The sequence below is a fragment of the Microvirga sp. ACRRW genome (assembly GCF_022346925.1).
In the GTDB taxonomy this organism is placed as follows: Bacteria; Pseudomonadota; Alphaproteobacteria; order Rhizobiales; family Beijerinckiaceae; genus Microvirga.
On record NZ_JAKRNJ010000001.1, the window covers coordinates 160,936 to 176,448 of the forward strand.

16 protein-coding genes are annotated in these 15,513 nt (G+C 60.5%); 6 read left to right on the forward strand and 10 right to left on the reverse strand.

All coding sequences use genetic code 11. The features are described from left to right. Nucleotides 1-111 precede the first annotated feature (111 nt). Nucleotides 112-1,095 (forward strand): N-acetyl-D-Glu racemase DgcA, encoded by a 984-nt coding sequence (gene dgcA / locus MHY87_RS00890; protein WP_239348495.1) that lies wholly within the window; start codon nucleotides 112-114, stop codon nucleotides 1,093-1,095. Here dgcA and MHY87_RS00895 read toward each other — a convergent pair. From MHY87_RS00895 to MHY87_RS00905, 3 genes are all read right to left on the reverse strand, one after another. After that, nucleotides 1,065-2,249, reverse strand: coding sequence for an MFS transporter (locus tag MHY87_RS00895; protein WP_239348496.1), 1,185 nt, complete (start codon nucleotides 2,247-2,249; stop codon nucleotides 1,065-1,067). The two genes, dgcA and MHY87_RS00895, sit on opposite strands and share 31 nt — an antisense overlap. Nucleotides 2,250-2,363: 114 nt before the next feature. Further along, a complete protein-coding gene (locus tag MHY87_RS00900) occupies nucleotides 2,364-3,371 on the reverse strand; it encodes a glycosyltransferase family 1 protein (protein ID WP_239348497.1) in 1,008 nt (335 codons plus the stop codon). Beyond that, the gene (locus MHY87_RS00905) at nucleotides 3,371-4,198 is read right to left on the reverse strand and encodes a UDP-2,3-diacylglucosamine diphosphatase (protein WP_239348498.1); all 828 of its coding nucleotides are present in this window, start codon (nucleotides 4,196-4,198) and stop codon (nucleotides 3,371-3,373) included. Before MHY87_RS00905 ends, MHY87_RS00900 begins: the two co-directional genes overlap by 1 nt. 211 nt (nucleotides 4,199-4,409) lie before the next feature. Here MHY87_RS00905 and MHY87_RS00910 point away from each other — a divergent pair, with 211 nt between their 5' ends. Both MHY87_RS00910 and MHY87_RS00915 read left to right on the forward strand, forming a co-directional pair. Continuing rightward, nucleotides 4,410-5,342 (forward strand): DMT family transporter, encoded by a 933-nt coding sequence (locus tag MHY87_RS00910; protein WP_239348499.1) that lies wholly within the window; start codon nucleotides 4,410-4,412, stop codon nucleotides 5,340-5,342. 105 nt (nucleotides 5,343-5,447) lie between these two features. After that, nucleotides 5,448-6,065, forward strand: coding sequence for a helix-turn-helix domain-containing protein (locus tag MHY87_RS00915; protein ID WP_239348500.1), 618 nt, complete (start codon nucleotides 5,448-5,450; stop codon nucleotides 6,063-6,065). A gap of 19 nt (nucleotides 6,066-6,084) precedes the next feature. On the opposite strand, the gene MHY87_RS00920 is transcribed toward MHY87_RS00915, so the two are convergent. The 7 genes from MHY87_RS00920 to uraH all read right to left on the reverse strand — a co-directional run bounded on the left by MHY87_RS00920 (nucleotide 6,085) and on the right by uraH (nucleotide 11,824). Beyond that, nucleotides 6,085-7,035 carry a cytochrome c gene (locus MHY87_RS00920; RefSeq protein WP_239348501.1) on the reverse strand — a complete coding sequence of 317 codons (951 nt, stop codon included), beginning with the start codon at nucleotides 7,033-7,035 and terminating at the stop codon, nucleotides 6,085-6,087. A gap of 220 nt (nucleotides 7,036-7,255) precedes the next feature. Then, on the reverse strand, nucleotides 7,256-7,984 hold the full coding sequence (locus MHY87_RS00925) for an FkbM family methyltransferase (protein ID WP_239348502.1): 729 nt from the start codon (nucleotides 7,982-7,984) through the stop codon (nucleotides 7,256-7,258). Nucleotides 7,985-8,547: 563 nt separating this feature from the next. Further along, complete coding sequence (locus MHY87_RS00930; protein ID WP_239348503.1) at nucleotides 8,548-8,982, reverse strand: cytochrome c; 435 nt, start codon at nucleotides 8,980-8,982, stop codon at nucleotides 8,548-8,550. A 128-nt stretch (nucleotides 8,983-9,110) separates the two neighbouring features. Further along, nucleotides 9,111-9,437 (reverse strand): rhodanese-like domain-containing protein, encoded by a 327-nt coding sequence (locus MHY87_RS00935; RefSeq protein ID WP_239348504.1) that lies wholly within the window; start codon nucleotides 9,435-9,437, stop codon nucleotides 9,111-9,113. 65 nt (nucleotides 9,438-9,502) lie between these two features. Then, a complete protein-coding gene (gene lysM / locus MHY87_RS00940) occupies nucleotides 9,503-9,949 on the reverse strand; it encodes a peptidoglycan-binding protein LysM (RefSeq protein ID WP_239348505.1) in 447 nt (148 codons plus the stop codon). A gap of 74 nt (nucleotides 9,950-10,023) precedes the next feature. After that, nucleotides 10,024-11,466: an allantoinase PuuE gene (puuE, locus tag MHY87_RS00945; RefSeq protein WP_239348506.1), complete on the reverse strand. Its 1,443-nt coding sequence runs from the start codon at nucleotides 11,464-11,466 to the stop codon at nucleotides 10,024-10,026. A gap of 4 nt (nucleotides 11,467-11,470) precedes the next feature. Continuing rightward, a complete protein-coding gene (gene uraH / locus MHY87_RS00950) occupies nucleotides 11,471-11,824 on the reverse strand; it encodes a hydroxyisourate hydrolase (protein WP_239348507.1) in 354 nt (117 codons plus the stop codon). A gap of 192 nt (nucleotides 11,825-12,016) precedes the next feature. On the opposite strand from uraH, the gene MHY87_RS00955 reads away from it, so the two are divergent. The 3 genes from MHY87_RS00955 (at nucleotide 12,017) to MHY87_RS00965 (ending at nucleotide 15,478) form a co-directional block, all read left to right on the forward strand. Then, the gene (locus MHY87_RS00955; RefSeq protein WP_239348508.1) at nucleotides 12,017-13,234 is read left to right on the forward strand and encodes a urate hydroxylase PuuD; all 1,218 of its coding nucleotides are present in this window, start codon (nucleotides 12,017-12,019) and stop codon (nucleotides 13,232-13,234) included. A gap of 49 nt (nucleotides 13,235-13,283) precedes the next feature. Further along, complete coding sequence (locus MHY87_RS00960; protein ID WP_239348509.1) at nucleotides 13,284-13,718, forward strand: heme-binding protein; 435 nt, start codon at nucleotides 13,284-13,286, stop codon at nucleotides 13,716-13,718. A gap of 173 nt (nucleotides 13,719-13,891) precedes the next feature. After that, entirely contained in the window at nucleotides 13,892-15,478 is a 1,587-nt protein-coding gene (locus MHY87_RS00965) for a peptide ABC transporter substrate-binding protein (protein WP_239348510.1), read from the forward strand. Nucleotides 15,479-15,513 lie beyond the last annotated feature (35 nt).

The window sequence follows — 15,513 nt, forward strand, 5'->3', positions numbered from 1 at the left end:
ATAGAGCCGTTCGCACTTTCGTGGGATCGTCTCTTTTCTTGGCTTGCCGCATTTCTGAGCGGCGAACCGGAACCACTTCGCCGAGAAATGTTCTAACTAGAAGCCAAGAGAATGCGTCAGCTCACCGTTTCCATCGACCGCTTTCCCATTGCGGGCAAATTCACCATCTCCCGCGGCTCGCGCACCGAAGCCGTGGTAGTGACGGCCACCATCACCGAGAACGGCGCCGTCGGGCACGGGGAATGCGTGCCCTACCCGCGCTACGGCGAGACGGTCGAGGGCGTGGCGTCGGCCATCGAGGCGATGCGTCCGCAGATTGCGGCCGGAATGACCCGGGAGGCGCTCCAATCCGCCATGCCGGCGGGTGCCGCCCGCAACGCGCTGGATTGCGCCCTCTGGGACCTGGACGCCAAGCGCTCCGGCATCCGCGCCCATGTAACAGTGGGCCTGACCCGCTGGCAGCCGGTGACCACCGCCTACACGATCAGCCTCGACACGCCCGAGGCGATGGCGGAGGCGGCAGGCAAAGCGGCGGCGCGGCCTATCCTGAAGGTTAAATTCGGTGGACCGGAGGGCGACATCGAGCGCATCCGGGCCGTGCGGCGAGCCGTCCCTGACGCCACGCTCATCGCGGATGCCAACGAGGGCTGGACGGAAGAGAACATCGAGGCTCATCTCGCGGCCTGCGCCGAGGAAGGCTACGCTCTGGTGGAGCAGCCCCTCCCCGCCAAAGCAGACGGCTATCTTTCCAAGATCGCGCGACCGGTGCCCATCATGGCGGATGAGAGCGTCCATGACCGCCCGAGCCTGCAACGGCTGGTGGGGCTCTACGACGTGGTGAATATCAAGCTCGACAAGACGGGAGGGCTGACTGAAGCTCTGGCCCTTGCCGAGGCGGCGGAAGCCCTTGGCTTTTCCCTCATGATCGGCTGCATGGTCGGCACGTCGCTGGCCATGGCGCCCGCCATGGTGATCGCTCCCCGTTGCCGCTTCGTGGATCTCGACGGCCCGCTTCTGCTCGCGAAGGACCGGGAGCCCGGCCTGAAATATGAGGGAAGCCTGGTTTATCCGCCAGAGCCCGCACTCTGGGGCTGAGACTTCAGCTTTCCGGCCACGATTATCATGAGCACGAAACCGATGGCGCCGAGAGGCGCCATCGCCGCGAAAACGAGCGGGCCGACCTTCTCATAGATCATGCCGCTGCCGATGGTGGACACTGCCGTCGTGAGAGCTGCGAGTGAGCCGTAGATTCCCTGCGCGCGCCCCCTGGCCTGCATCGGCGCGAACTGGATGAGCGCCGCCATAGTGCCGATATGGGTCGCAGCGAAGGAGAGGCTGTGCATGGCCTGGAGAACGAAAGTCGCCTCGATCCCCGGATTGAGGGACATGCCCGTGAAGCGGATCACCGCCGCTGCCGAGCCCAGCAGCATCAGCCCCACGCCTGAACCGCGCCCTACGGCGCGGCCAAGGAAGATGAACACCATGATCTCGGCGATCACGCCCGCCGCCCAGAAATAGCCGATGGCGGAATCCGAAAACCCAAGCGAGCGCCAGTGAATGCTGGCGAAAGCATTCAGCGCACCGTGGCTTCCCTGCGTGATGGCGCCTGCGATCAGGAGAAGCCACAAGACCTTCGGCAAAGCTGGAGGCACGGGCTTTTCCTTGCTCTCCGACTTCGCCGGATGATCCGGCGCTTCGTCGGGAACAACGGTGAGCGTCGCCGAAATCCCGAGGATCGGGATGAGCGTGAGCGCCAAGATCACTGCATTCGCCCCGAAGGCACCCACGAGATAGCCGGCGAGGATGTTGGTGATGAAGAAAGCCACGGAGCCGCTGCCCCGGATGCGGCCGTAATTGAGCCCCGGATGACGCTGCACCGCGTTCGTGGACACGAGATCGTTGCCGGGAATGACCGCTGCCTGCGCGAAGGCGACGAGAGCCACGAGCGAAATGATGACGGGGCTGCTGTCAGTGAGCAGGAGCAGAGGAAAACCCAGCATCTGGCCCATATGGCTCGCCAGAAGCAGCCGCCTCGCCCCGAAGGAGCGGTCGGCCAAGCTGAGCAGCGGGGCCGTGGCGATGATGCGCACGATGATGGGGATCGCGACCACGAACCCTATGATGGTGGGAGAAAGCGCCTTGCTCTGCAGCCAGAGCGGGAAGAACGGCAGATACACGCCGTGGCTCACGAAACTCGCCGCCTGCAGGGCGCCCAGCCGGAATTCGAGGGCTCTGGTCGAGGAGATCAAGGACGGCGCTTTCGGGAATCAGCATGAGCCATAACGGGCGTTCATTAAAGACATGATGCCCCGTGAGCCAAGACCTGACCCGTACCGTTTTGTTGACGATGGAAAGAATTCGGCTCAACCGCCCGCGTGTGCCACATGGATATTCGTGAAGAACTGCCGCGCACTCTCACGCCATGTGAAGGTTTCGCCATAGGCCCGGCAGCGGTCTTTCGGGATGTCCAGAGCCTCCAGGGCGGCCTTTCGCAAATCCTCATCGACCACCCCGCAGCCCGATGAGCCGATGATGTCGGCGGGGCCCGTGACCGGGAAAGCCGCGATGGGAAGTCCGGAGGCGAGTGCCTCAAGAAGCACGATGCCGAAGGTATCGGTGAGGCTCGGGAAGATGAAGACATCCGCGGAGGCATAGACCCGCGCCAGATCCTCCCCCGCGAGGGATCCAAGGAAACGCACCTCGCCGTAATGCCGCTCCAGATCCCGGCGTGCCGGCCCGTCGCCGACCACCACCTTGGTGCCCGGCAGATCGAGCGAGAGGAAGGCCGTCAGGTTCTTCTCCACCGCCACGCGGCCCACATAAAGAAAGACCGGCCCTGGACAATCGAGCACGCGCTCGTGACGCGGGCGAAAGAGCGTGGTGTCGACGCCTCGTGTCCACCGCACGATGTTTCGAAAACCCCGCGCGCTCAGCTCGCGCTCGAGCGAGTGCGTCGAGACCATCATGGCTTTCGCCTCGCGATGAAACCAGCGCAGAGCCTTATAGGACCACGCTTCCGGAACCGGCAGACGCGCCGACAGGTATTCCGGAAAACGCGTGTGATAGCTCGTCGTGAAGCCGCGCGTCTGCCGCTGGCAGGCCAGGCGCGCGGACAATCCGAGCGGCCCCTCTGTTGCGATATGCACGTGGTCGGGCTTTGCCTCCGCGATCATGCGCCCGACGATTTCGGGACGCGTCAGCGACAGACGAATCTCCGGATAGGTCGGCATGGGAAACGAGCGGAAGCGCTCCGGCGTCAGGAATGAAACCTCCGCACCGAAGGATGGCGCCTGTTCCGCCATGTATTCGAGCGAGCGCACGACACCATTGACCTGCGGGCGCCAGGCATCCGTGACGATGAGAACGCGCATCAGGCAGCCTTTCCATCGAGGGCGGCGGGCTTGTCGAGCGACACTGCGAATTGCGGAGCGAGAAAGCTCTGTTTGAGTGCTTCCGTCCAGCGGATCAATTCGAGCGTGCCGTCCCAGTGCTCGACGACCACGGTGCAGGATTCCACCCAATCGCCCGTGTTCACGTATGAGACGCCGAAATGCTCGTGCATGGCGGCATGATGAATATGGCCGCAGATCACGCCATCCACCTCCTGCCGGCGGGCTTCCGCAGCCAGAAGCTCCTCGAACTTGCTGATGAAGTTCACCGCGTTCTTCACCTTCAGCTTCGCCCAGGCGGACAGCGACCAATAGGTGAGACCGAGCTTGCGCCGGATGATGTTGAGATAGGTGTTGACGAACAGAGCCGTTGTGTAGGCGCCGTCCCCCAGAAGCGCGAGCCAGCGGGCGTGGCGGACGACGAGGTCGAACTGGTCGCCATGGATCACGAGATAGCGCTTTCCGTTCGCCGTCTCGTGGATCGCGTGCTCGGCAAGTTCGATGCCGCCGAGATTGACGCCGACATAATCGCGCAGGAATTCATCGTGATTGCCTGGCACGTAGATGAGCGACGTGCCTTTGCGAACCTTTCGCATCAGCTTCTGCACCACGTCGTTGTGGCTCTGCGGCCAGTACCAGCCGGACTTCAGACGCCATCCGTCGACGATGTCGCCCACGAGATAGATCGTCTCGGCGTCATAGCAACGCAGAAAATCCAGAAGTGCTTCCGCCTGACAACCTTTCGTGCCCAGGTGGAGATCCGACAGGAACAACGTGCGCACGCGGATCGTATCCGGGTCTCTCGACATGAGGCGCCTCCTTTTGAAATAGCCTCACATCAAGCCAAACCGGATTCGCATCTCGCCGCCGTGACATTCCCTTTGCGTTTTTATGACAACAGGCCGCGCATCCATGCGCTCAGCGCAGGGAGCGGGGACCGATAATGGCTTCACGCGGCGGGCCTGCCGTGTTCTTGTGCAGTTCCTTTGTTCCAAGTACTTCGCCAAGTGACTCGCCGTCGTGAAACCTCTCCTGGGGATCTCCCTCAAAGTCCTCTCAGCCATCATCTTCACGATGATGTCGGCTGTTCTGAAAACCCTGATGGACCGCTATCCGACCGGAGAAGTGGTCTTCTTTCGCTCATTCATCGCGATCCTCCCGCTCTGCCTATGGCTTGGCTGGAACGGCGAGCTGATCAACGGCTTGCGAACCAAGAACGTGATTGGGCATTTCAAGCGCGGATTTCTGGGCACGGGCGGCATGGCCCTGGGCTTCACGGCGCTCTCCTACCTGCCGCTTCATGACGCGATTGCGATCGGCTACGCTTCCCCTCTCATCGTAGTCATCCTGGCGGCGATCTTCCTGAAAGAGCAAATCCGCGCCTATCGCTGGACCGCCGTCGCGGTCGGCTTCATTGGCGTCCTAATCATGCTCGCGCCTTATCTGACGCCGGACACGTTTGCCGGCGGCATCACCGCCGGTCCCGCCCTCGGCGCAGCCTGCGCCTTTCTGGGCGCTTTCTCCTCCGCCGGCGCGATGATCCAGGTGCGGCGGCTGACCGGAACGGAAAAGACCGGCGCCATCGTGTTCTATTTCTTCATCCTGGCCTCGGCGCTCTCGTTCTGCACCATCATCTTCGGCTGGCATATGCCCGACGCGCGGGACCTTGCCCTCTTCGTCCTCGGCGGCATCCTGGGAGGCGTCGGCCAGATCCTGCTGACAGAATCCTATCGTTATGCCGACACCTCCGTGATCGCCCCCTTCGAGTACACCACCATGATTTGGGCGCTGCTGTTCGGGTGGGTCATGTTCGGAGACCTGCCGACTCCGACCATCATCGTCGGTGCGACAATCGTGGCGGGCACTGGGCTTTTCATCGTCTGGCGTGAGCGTCAGCTGGGCCTGGAGCGATCCCGGGAGCTGAAGGTTGCAGCTCCGAAACCAGGGGCATGACGGGAAAACACCCCTTGCGACCTCTCCGGCCTTGACCCGCCTCGCCTCTTATCCCACAACCGTTTAAAGGAACGGACGTTCGGTTTTTCAGAACAGAGGCATGGTATGGGCGTCGAAGGCAAAGAGCGGCAGCGGGACCTGGAATCGGGCGCGCAGGTCTTGTCCGGCAACATGGGCAAGACGATTCAGCGCCTGCGCAAGGCCTATAACCTGTCTCTGTCGGAACTCGCCGAGCAATCGGGTGTGGCCAAGTCCATCATCAGCCAGATCGAGCGGAACGAAACCAACCCGACGCTCGCCACCATCTGGCGCCTGAGCCAGGCCCTCGACGTCTCCATCGAGGGCGTGCTGGCCTCGGCCGATGAGGAGCCCTTCATCGAGAAATCCTCCAAGGCCGACACGCCGATCCTCGTTTCGGACGACGGCAAGATGCGGCTCGCCATCATCGGCTGGATCAAGACCATCGAATGGCTGCAATGGTACGACGTGAAGTCCGAGCCCGGCGGCGTGCTCGATTCCGACAGCCACCAGCGCGGCTCGGTGGAATGCCTGTCCGTGCTAGAAGGCGAGTTCGAGGTTGAGGTCGGCGGCGTGATCCAGCAGGCCAAGGCCGGCGAATCCCTGCGCTACCGCTGCGACCGTCCCCATTCCGTGCGCTGCATCGGCGATACCCCGGGCCGCGCCACCATGGTCTGCATTCTCAAGGCCGCCGTGATGGAGTGAGGCTTTCGCCTCGCTCCTCTCAAGGCTTCGGAGCCTTGTAGCCTTCCTTGGGCGGCAGGGAGAGCAGGTATTCCGCCATCGCCTTGCGGTCGCCCTCCGGCAACTGAGCCGTATTGCGCACGACCGAGCCCATCGGCCCGCCGACGGTATCGAAATTCGGCGTCTCACCCGTCGTAAGCAGAGTCACGAGATCGGCCTCGGTCCAGCCGCCGATACCGCTGGGATCGGGCGTGATGTTCGGCACCGTGCCCCTGCCCTCCGGATCGGGCCCGCCCGCGAAGCGTCTGCCGTCGATGGTCGCACCCGCGAGGTTGCGCTCGCTGTGGCACTCCGCGCAATGGCCTGGCCCATTCACGAGATAAGCGCCCCTGTTCCAGCTTTCGGACTTCGAGGGATCCGGTGCAAAGGCCTGCCCATCGAGGAACGCAAGCTTCCACAAGCCCACGCCACGACGGATATTGAAGGGGAACGGCAGCTCATGATCCGGGACATGTCCTTCGACAGCAGGAAGTGTCTTCATGAAGGCGAAGAGATCGCCCAGATCCTCTCGGCTCATGCGCTGATAGGAGGCATAGGGAAAAGCCGGATAATAGTGCCCCCCGTCGGGAGAGACGCCCTCCCGCATGGCCCGGATGAAATCGTTGATGCTCCAAGCACCGATGCCGTCCTGCGGATGGGGTGATATGTTGGGAACATGAAACGTGCCGAAGGGCGACTTCAGGGCATAGCCGCCGCCAAGACGCAGCTTGTCATCCTGGTTAGGCGTTGAGTGGCAGGAGGTGCAGCCTCCTGCAAAGAAGAGGACGCGCCCCTTTTCGACATCTGGTGCTCTTGTGGAATCGACCGGCGCAACCGGCTCACGGGTCCCTCCCTTGCGAATGATCGTATAGGCCATGGGCGAGGTCAGCGCCCAAAAACCCAGCCCTCCCAAGATCGCAATGATAATAAGGATAGAAACGATACGCTTCATGAGGAGATCTCCTGGAAGCAAGGTAGAGGCTGCTTAGGCCCTGCTCCAACCGGAATTTCTTCCGTCCACGGAGAATTGAAGGATTGAGTTTGTCTCTCATGCCGTCAGGGGAGATATGCCGCGAGCTCCCTACTTCTCTAAGCCGACCGCACCAGAATTCGAGTGTCGCCAGAAGGGCAAGGCGAACCCGGCAATACGGCATCAGGAATTTTTACCCCGATCAAGCGCTCCTCACGAATGCAAAGGAATGCCCTTTGGAAGACTCGACGAGCATGTCGAAGCCCTGTGCTATGATGTCCCTGATGATCTGGGACACAGCATGGTCTCCGATGATCTGCGGGTGCAACTCACCACACATCGCCCGAACCTGTTGCGGGATCGGGACTTTGAAAATGTCCTTCTCGGCTCCCTCTACATCGAAGAAGATGAAAGTCGGATGAACTTTCTCCAAGAGATCCTCCATCGCAACAATCGGCACTTTTGCTTTCGTCCGCATCGATCCGCCATCATCGTAGAGCGATGAAGAGACGAATTCCTCGTCGACGAAAAATTCGGCCTCTCCCCGGTCCATCCCGACCGCGGCATTCGTCACGTTGGGCTTGAGGCTGTTGACCGAGGCAATGGCATTGATCGAAGCGATCAGCTTCGGATTAGCTTCATAAGTATGCAGATTGGCACTGTCGTGGAGCTGCTGAGCGATGAAGGCCGAAACGACACCACATCCGGACCCGAGTTCGAGCACGACATCGTCCGGACGAATGAGGTCCCTGACAATATCGATTTCATCGCATTCGTAATCACCCTTGTACATGCTGCGTCGAACCTGCTGCAGTTCCGGGGTTGCTCTCAGGGGGATCCGGATGCCTTTCAAGTCGTAGATGTTCGGGTTCCGCATGACGAGAAGCGCGTATTGCACCTCACGCTTTACAGGTTCCGCAATGGCGCGCACTCGCTTTAGAAAGCCTGATACTTTTCTTTCCAGGAATGGTCTCGAATCCAAGCTCATGGTCAAACCCATTGTTCCGGCGTGAGATAGCGTCACGCAAAGGCATTACCATTAATAAGCGTTATGTAAGACCCAAGAATGCAATCCGCGTGGAAAAGCGAGCGATAGCAGAGTTATGGTCTTCCATTCCATATTATCTTGGACGCCTCACTTGCTCATATATAACGTCTCTTAAATTAGATGATAGCATTACGGTTACAATAACCCATTGGAGGTAAATAATCCTCGCAGACAGTGCGGTTGAATGACGTTTCACAAATTGGGCTCTGGATGACAGCAATGATGCTTGTGGTGCACCAGTTAAGTTCCCAACTGAATGCGCATGCACAGAAGTCCGGCTCAGCAACTGAAAACAAATCCATTCATCTCCCCAATACGACTTGAGGAAACCTGAAGGATACAGAACCAACTCATCGGGCTAGTGTGGTTATTGCAGCGCAAGAAAAATGAGCTTGCAATAACTAAAATGGGCGACTTGAAAAGCCGCCCATTTGATATCCGAAGGCTTAACTCTTCTTGCGGAAGTCGTTGTGGCAGGCGCCGCAGTTCTGCATGACCTTCGGCATCTCGGCCTTGAAGGTCGCCTCGTCCTTGATCGAAGCCATGGCGGTCTTGGCGTCCTGGTTGAACTTGGTCAAGATGCCCTCGAACTTCGCCTTGTTCTCCCAGATGGTCGGAAGCGCTTCAGTCTTAGGAGCACCCTTCGTATTCTCGGGGAAGAGCGAAGCCGCCTTCTCCGAATTATCGGCAAAGACCTTGAGACCGGCCTGGACCTTGGCGAGGTCGAACGGCTCCTGCCCTCGCAGCATGCCACCGATCGGTCGGGTTTGAGCGCCCATCTGTTTCATCAGGTTCTGGCGCTGCTCGACCACATCGCTCTGCGCGATGGCGACGGTGGCACCCAGCGCCAAGAGGCTGGCGACAAAAATCGTACGCTTCATAGAGTCATCCCTATTTCTGGAGCGGCGAACGGTTCGAGACCCTGCCGTCCCCGCCGGAGCGCCATTAGGGCATATCTCCTTGAAGATGCGCACTGAACTTTAGAACAAATCTATGTGAGCAGTCTGGGTTATCCCCGCTCCTGCTCGACCGGCTCACCGGCGGAGACCCAGTCCCTGAAGCCGCCCTTGTAATGCTCGCGGATGTCGTGTCCGGCGGCCTGGGCGAATTCCATGGCACGCACGGACCGGACACCGGCGGCGCAGGAAAAAACGATGCGCTTGCCTTCCGGCAGGGACGAAGGATCGAAGGTTGAAAGCGGGTGCGAAATGGCTCCGGGGATATGTCCTGCCTCATATTCATGAGGCTCGCGGACATCGACCAGAAGGATCGAGCCGTCCTGAAGCCCATTCTTGATATCGTCGCGGTCGAGATCGATGACCTGGAGTGCACCCATGCAAAAATTCTCCCTGCAGAGCCTCACTCATACCGGCTTTGCAGGGAGGATGACAATCGACGGATTTACGCGAGCGGCGGGATCCGCAACACCCAGCCTGGCTGGATCATGTCGGGGTCCTTTACCGGCGGAGAATTCGCCTTGACGATCTCCGTGTACTTCGCACCCTTGCCCTTGCCGTAATGTTTTTCGGCGATTTCCCAGAGCGTATCGCCCTTCTGCACCGTATACATTGTTGCGGGCGCGGCAGCCTGCGCGATCTGCAGGTCGCTCGTGTCCACTTCGGCGACGCCATAGGTATTGCCGAGCGACAGAATGATCTTTTCGGCTTCCTCCTGGGTGGTGGCTTGCCCCGAGAGTTTCACCTTGTCGCCTTCGACCTGGATCCCGAGCTTGCTTGAATCGAAGCCGTGCCCTTGGACTTCCTGCTGCAGCTTTTCGGGCGTTGCAGCATTGGCGCTGCCACCGAAGATCTTGGCGCCAGCCTCTTTGATGAATTTGAACAGACCCATGTGTTCCTCCTCCTGGACGGGCCAAGATGCGGCCGACCAAGGTGAAGACGCACGGCTCAGGTTGTGAGTTCCGCTCAAGCCAGGTTCGAGAAGACATCCGCCAGCGACGGCAGGCGATCCTTGAGACGCAAGAGAGCGATCAGCTCGATCTGAACGATGGCCGTATCGAACTCCGTATCAGAATCATGCTCCAGCCTTTCCTCGAAGGCCGCCATGATCTCGTCCTTCGTGCGGCCCTTCACAGCCATGATGAAGGGAAAGCCGAATTTCCGCTTGTAGGCATCGTTGAGTTCGATGAAGCGATCCCGCTCCTCTCCCGTGAGGCTATCGAGACCTGCAGAGGATTGCTCATTGCGGGAATCCGCCGTGAGATCGGCAAGCTTCAACCGCCCCGCGAGGTCGGGATGCGCGCGGATGAGCGCGAGCTTCTGCTCGCGTTTCGCCTCGGACAACACATGCACCATGGAGGCATGCAGTCCTTCCGCCGTATCCTGTGCCGTCGTGAGGCCTGCATCATAGGCACGCTCCGCGATCCAGGCCGAATGCTCGAACACATCGCCGAACAATTCCACGAACATTGCCTTGTTCATTGAACTCGGTTTTGAGCCTACCGGACGATGGTAGCGCATCCAGAGGCGCGCTATGTCAATCCGTCGGGCGATCCAGACATCGTCGTGGGAAGCCACGTAATCGAGAAAGCGCGCAAGCGCCGCAGCGCGTCCGGGGCGGCCGACGAGACGGCAATGCAACCCAATGGAAAGCATCTTCGGCGCGGTCTCGCCTTCCGCATAGAGCGTGTCGAACGAATCCTTCAGATAAGCGAAGAACTGATCGCCGGAGTTAAACCCCTGCGGCGATGCGAAGCGCATGTCGTTGGCGTCCAGCGTATACGGCACGATGAGCTGCATGCGCTCGCCGTGCTGCTCCCAATAAGGCAACTCGTCGGCATAGGAATCCGCGCTGTAGAGAAACCCGCCCTCCTCCGCGACGAGGAGGTTGGTGTGTTCCGACGTGCGCCCCGTGTACCAGCCGAGCGGACGTTCGCCGGTGACTTCCGTGTGAATGCGGATCGCCTCGCGCATATGCGCACGCTCCTCCTCAGCGGAGAAGTCGCGATAGTCGATCCATTTCAGGCCATGGCTCGCGATCTCCCAATTCGCTTCCTTCATGGCGTCCACCGCTTCCGGATTACGCATGAGAGCTGTTGCGACACCATAAACGGTGACCGGCATCCTGCGCTCAGTGAACATGCGCCACAGACGCCAGAAGCCTGCGCGGGAGCCGTATTCGTAGATCGACTCCATGCTCATGTGCCGCTGGCCGGGCCAGGGCTGCGCGCCCACGATCTCGGAAAGGAAAGCCTCCGACGCGCGGTCGCCATGGAGGATGTTGTTCTCGCCACCCTCTTCGTAATTGATCACGAACTGCACGCAGATCCGCGCATCGTCCGGCCAGCGCGGATGCGGCGGGTTGCGCCCGTAGCCGACGAGGTCGCGGGGATAGGAGGTCTCGGACATGAATTTAGCTTCCTCGATAGGTGGAGTAGCTCCAGGGCGTCACGAGGAGCGGCACATGGTAATGACCATCGGGTTCTGCGATGGTGAAGCGGATTGGAACGATATCCAGAAACGGCGGATCGGCCATCGGCGTGCCAAGCGCCTTGAAGTAGGCGCCTGCCTCGAAAACCAACTCGTAAGTCCCGGTGCGGAACGCCTCGCCGACCATCAGGGGCGCATCGGTGCGCCCATCCGCATTCGTTATCGTGCGGACGACCGAGCGGCGGCTCTCACCCTCGATGGCGAAAAGCTCGATGGCGACACCCTTGGCGGGCTTGCCGTTGACGTTATCCAGAACGTGGGTGGACAGGCGGCCCATGGAACCTCGCACGATGGGTGAAGACTCAGAATTTTCGGGCCCGACGCCCCGGCGTCAACCATTCGAAGCCGAACTCGTCTGAAAGTCCAGGTTTCCCAACGGCCTGTTCCTGTTGAAAAAGCGTCTTGAGAGGCCTTCCGCAATTCTAGGCAACGCCCTAGGCTTAGGGTTCTTCATTATCTAAGGGGCTGCATGATCGACCCGCAAATCTCCGAATGGATCAGCCAGATCCTGCGTTGGACCCACGTGATCACGGCAATCGCCTGGATCGGCTCCTCCTTCTATTTCATCCATCTGGATTTGAGTCTGAAGAAGCGGGAAGGCTTGCCTGAAGGCGTCGGAGGCGAGGCATGGCAGGTCCATGGCGGCGGCTTCTACAACATGCGGAAGTATCTCGTTGCGCCCCCCGAGCTGCCGAAGGAACTGACCTGGTTCAAGTGGGAGAGCTATTCCACATGGATCAGCGGCTTCTTCCTCATTGTCTGGGTCTATTATCTCCACGCGGATCTCTACACCATCGATCCGGCTGTCCGCGCTCTTGCCCCCTGGCAGGCTCCCGTCATCGGCATCGGCGCCATCGTGGTGAGCTGGTTCGTCTATGAAGGCCTCTGCCGCTCGCCCCTTGGCAGGAACGGGGTTGTGCTCGGGGCCGCGCTCTTCGCCTACATTCTGCTCGCGGCGTTCGGCTTCACGCAGGTGTTCAACGGGCGCGCCGCCTTCCTGCATACGGGCGCGATGATCGCCACCTGGATGTCGGCGAGCGTGTTCTTCATCATCATTCCGAACCAGAAAAAGGTGGTGGCCACCCTGCTCGCCGGCGGCTCGCCCGATCCTAAGCTCGGGAAAGAGGCGAAGCTGCGCTCGACACACAACAACTACCTGACCCTGCCCGTCATCTTCCTGATGCTCTCCAACCATTATCCGTTGGCATGGTCGTCCCGCTATGCGGTCGGCATCATCGCCTGCATCCTGATCGCAGGCGCAGTGATCCGGCACTTCTTCAATTCCCAGCATGCGGGCAAGGGCTCGCCCTGGTGGACCTGGGGCGTGGCCGCGGCTGCGATCGTGCTCGCGATCTGGCTCTCGATCATCGGCAAGCCCGGCAACGCCAACATGGCGGATGCCTCGGCAACGCCAGAGCCAGCGGCTGCCTTCGAAGAGGCCACCCTCGCCATCCAGTCCCGCTGTTCCATGTGCCATGCGGCCGAACCCGTATGGGAAGGCATCCCGGTCGCACCTAAAGGCGTACGCCTCGACACTCCGGAGGAGATCGCACGCCATGCCGAGCTCATCCGGATCCAGTCGGTCCTGACCCATGCCATGCCGCCCAACAACATCACCGAGATGACTCTGGACGAGCGCAAGGCCGTCGCATCCTGGCTGGCTGTTCGCAACAACGCCGTCCGCTAAAACCGCGCCCTGCTGCGCCACACCGTCAAATCCAATTGGAGGATCCATTATGTCCGAACTGACCCTGAAGACGGCACAGACCATCGCGGAAGCGGCCCTGAAAACCGCTCGGGAGAAATCCTTCAAGCCGCTTGCAGTGGTCGTCTATGACGCTCGCGGCGCCATGAAGGCTCTCCTCTCGGAAGACGGCACTAGCCTGAAGCGCGCCGAGATCGCCATGGGTAAGGCCTATGGGGCCCTCGCCCTCGGCGTGGGCTCCCGCGCCCTTCACAAGATGGCGACCGACCGTCCCTATTTCATCGCCGCCGCGACCCATGCGGTCGGCGGGCAGCTCGTCCCGGTGCCGGGCGGCGTATTGATCAAGAATGCCCAGGGGCAGGTCCTCGGGGCGGTTGGCGTATCCGGGGATACCTCGGACAATGACGAGATCGCCGCCGCCGGTGGAATCGAGGCCGCCGGGCTCGTCTTCGACGCCGGGGCGTGAGATTTCTCCACACCCCAGACCCTTGCCAGCCCTAGGTTATACGGTTGCGAAGGGATAGTACTGGACATGAACAGTTGATTGTTCAACAAATAGGACAAGGTTACTGCCCAATCGGCTCTGACCGAAAAAATCTTCCAACTGCGGAAACGAAAACCAGAAAGGGAACGCATCCGATGTCATCTTGGATTAAACGCACGGCGCTCGCCGCCGTCGCCACGGCCGCTCTCATGGGCGCCGCCTCGGCACAGGTCACCTACAATCGCGGCAACACCGGCGAGCCGGAGACCCTCGACACCCACAAGACCTCGACGGTGCAGGAAGCACACATCCTGCGTGACCTTCTGGAAGGTCTGGTGGCCTACAATGCCAAGGGCGAAGCCATTCCCGGCCAGGCCGAGAAGTGGGAAATTTCCGACGACGGCAAGACCTATCGCTTCACGCTCCGCAATGGCCTGAAGTGGTCGAACGGCGACCCGATCACCTCCGAAGACTTCGTCTATTCCTACCGCCGCATCATGGATCCGGCGACCGGCGCGAAATACGCGAACATCCTGTACCCGATCAAGAATGCCGAGAAGATCAACAAGGGTCAGGCCAAGCCTGAAGAGCTGGGCGTGAAGGCAGTCGACGCCAAGACCGTCGAGATCTCCCTTGAGGCAGCGACCCCCTACTTCATCGAGCTGCTGACCCACCAAACCAGCCAGCCGGTCCACAAGGGCTCTGTCGAGAAGTTCGGCAAGGACTTCGTGAAGCCGGGCAACATGGTGTCGAACGGCGCCTACAAGCTCGCCGAGTTCGCCCCGAATTCGCACATCAAGCTCGTGAAGAACGAGAACTACTGGGATGCCAAGAACGTCAAGATCGACGTCGTCAACTTCATCCCGCACCCGGACCTCGCCGCTGCCGTGCGCCGCTATGAGGCCGGCGAACTCGACAGCATGGACGAGCTTCCCGCTGACCAGACGAAGTCGCTCAAGGAGCGCTTCAAGGAGCAGGTCAAGCTCGGCCCGTATCTCGGTTCGTGGTTCCTGGTCGTGAACTCCTCCAAGGCTCCCTTCAGCGACGTGAAGGTGCGTCAGGCTCTCTCGATGCTGATCGACCGCGAGTTCATCGCCGAGCAGATCTGGGGCCAGACCATGCAGCCCGCCTATTCCTTCATGCCCCCGGGCCTCGGCAATTACGGCACGCCCGCCTACATGACCTACAAGGATCAGTCCCCGATCGACCGCGAGGAAGCGGCCAAGAAGCTCCTCACGGAAGCCGGTTTCGGTCCTGGCAAGCCGCTGAAGGTTGAGATCCGTTACAACACCACGGACAACAACCGTAACTCGGTGATCGCTGTCGCCGAGCAGTGGAAGCAGGCTGGCATCGAGACCTCCTTCATCAACACGGACGGCAAGACGCACTTCGCTCACCTGCGTGACGGCGGCGACTTCGACGTGGCCCGCTATGGCTGGATCGCCGACTACTCGGACCCGAACAACTTCCTGTTCCTGGTCAAGAGCGACAACAAGGGCTTCAACTACGGCAAGTACAACAACCCGCAGTTCGACAAGCTGCTGGACGATGCCGCTAAGGAGCTGGACCTCAAGAAGCGTGCCGATATCTTCAAGCAGGCTGAGGCAATCCTGATGAAGGACATGCCGTGGATCCCGATCATGTACTACGGCAAGAGCAACCTGATCTCGCCGAAGATCCAGGGCTACGTGCTGAACACGCGTGGCGTCTATCCGACGCGCTTCCTCTCGAAGACGCAGTAAAATAAAGTGCCGGAAAGGGGCGGCCTGATCTTCAG

Bases quoted from the DNA above. Each gene is read 5' to 3' on its own strand.
- MHY87_RS00905 (WP_239348498.1), bottom strand. From the start codon at position 4,198: ATGTCGAGAGACCCGGATACGATCCGCGTGCGCACGTTGTTCCTGTCG.
- MHY87_RS00930 (WP_239348503.1), bottom strand. From the start codon at position 8,982: ATGAAGCGTACGATTTTTGTCGCCAGCCTCTTGGCGCTGGGTGCCACC.
- MHY87_RS00960 (WP_239348509.1), top strand. From the start codon at position 13,284: ATGTCCGAACTGACCCTGAAGACGGCACAGACCATCGCGGAAGCGGCC.
- MHY87_RS00915 (WP_239348500.1), top strand. From the start codon at position 5,448: ATGGGCGTCGAAGGCAAAGAGCGGCAGCGGGACCTGGAATCGGGCGCG.
- puuE (WP_239348506.1), bottom strand. From the start codon at position 11,466: ATGTCCGAGACCTCCTATCCCCGCGACCTCGTCGGCTACGGGCGCAAC.
- MHY87_RS00935 (WP_239348504.1), bottom strand. From the start codon at position 9,437: ATGGGTGCACTCCAGGTCATCGATCTCGACCGCGACGATATCAAGAAT.
- MHY87_RS00900 (WP_239348497.1), bottom strand. From the start codon at position 3,371: ATGCGCGTTCTCATCGTCACGGATGCCTGGCGCCCGCAGGTCAATGGT.
- MHY87_RS00955 (WP_239348508.1), top strand. From the start codon at position 12,017: ATGATCGACCCGCAAATCTCCGAATGGATCAGCCAGATCCTGCGTTGG.
- MHY87_RS00920 (WP_239348501.1), bottom strand. From the start codon at position 7,035: ATGAAGCGTATCGTTTCTATCCTTATTATCATTGCGATCTTGGGAGGG.
- uraH (WP_239348507.1), bottom strand. From the start codon at position 11,824: ATGGGCCGCCTGTCCACCCACGTTCTGGATAACGTCAACGGCAAGCCC.
- lysM (WP_239348505.1), bottom strand. From the start codon at position 9,949: ATGGGTCTGTTCAAATTCATCAAAGAGGCTGGCGCCAAGATCTTCGGT.
- MHY87_RS00965 (WP_239348510.1), top strand. From the start codon at position 13,892: ATGTCATCTTGGATTAAACGCACGGCGCTCGCCGCCGTCGCCACGGCC.
- dgcA (WP_239348495.1), top strand. From the start codon at position 112: ATGCGTCAGCTCACCGTTTCCATCGACCGCTTTCCCATTGCGGGCAAA.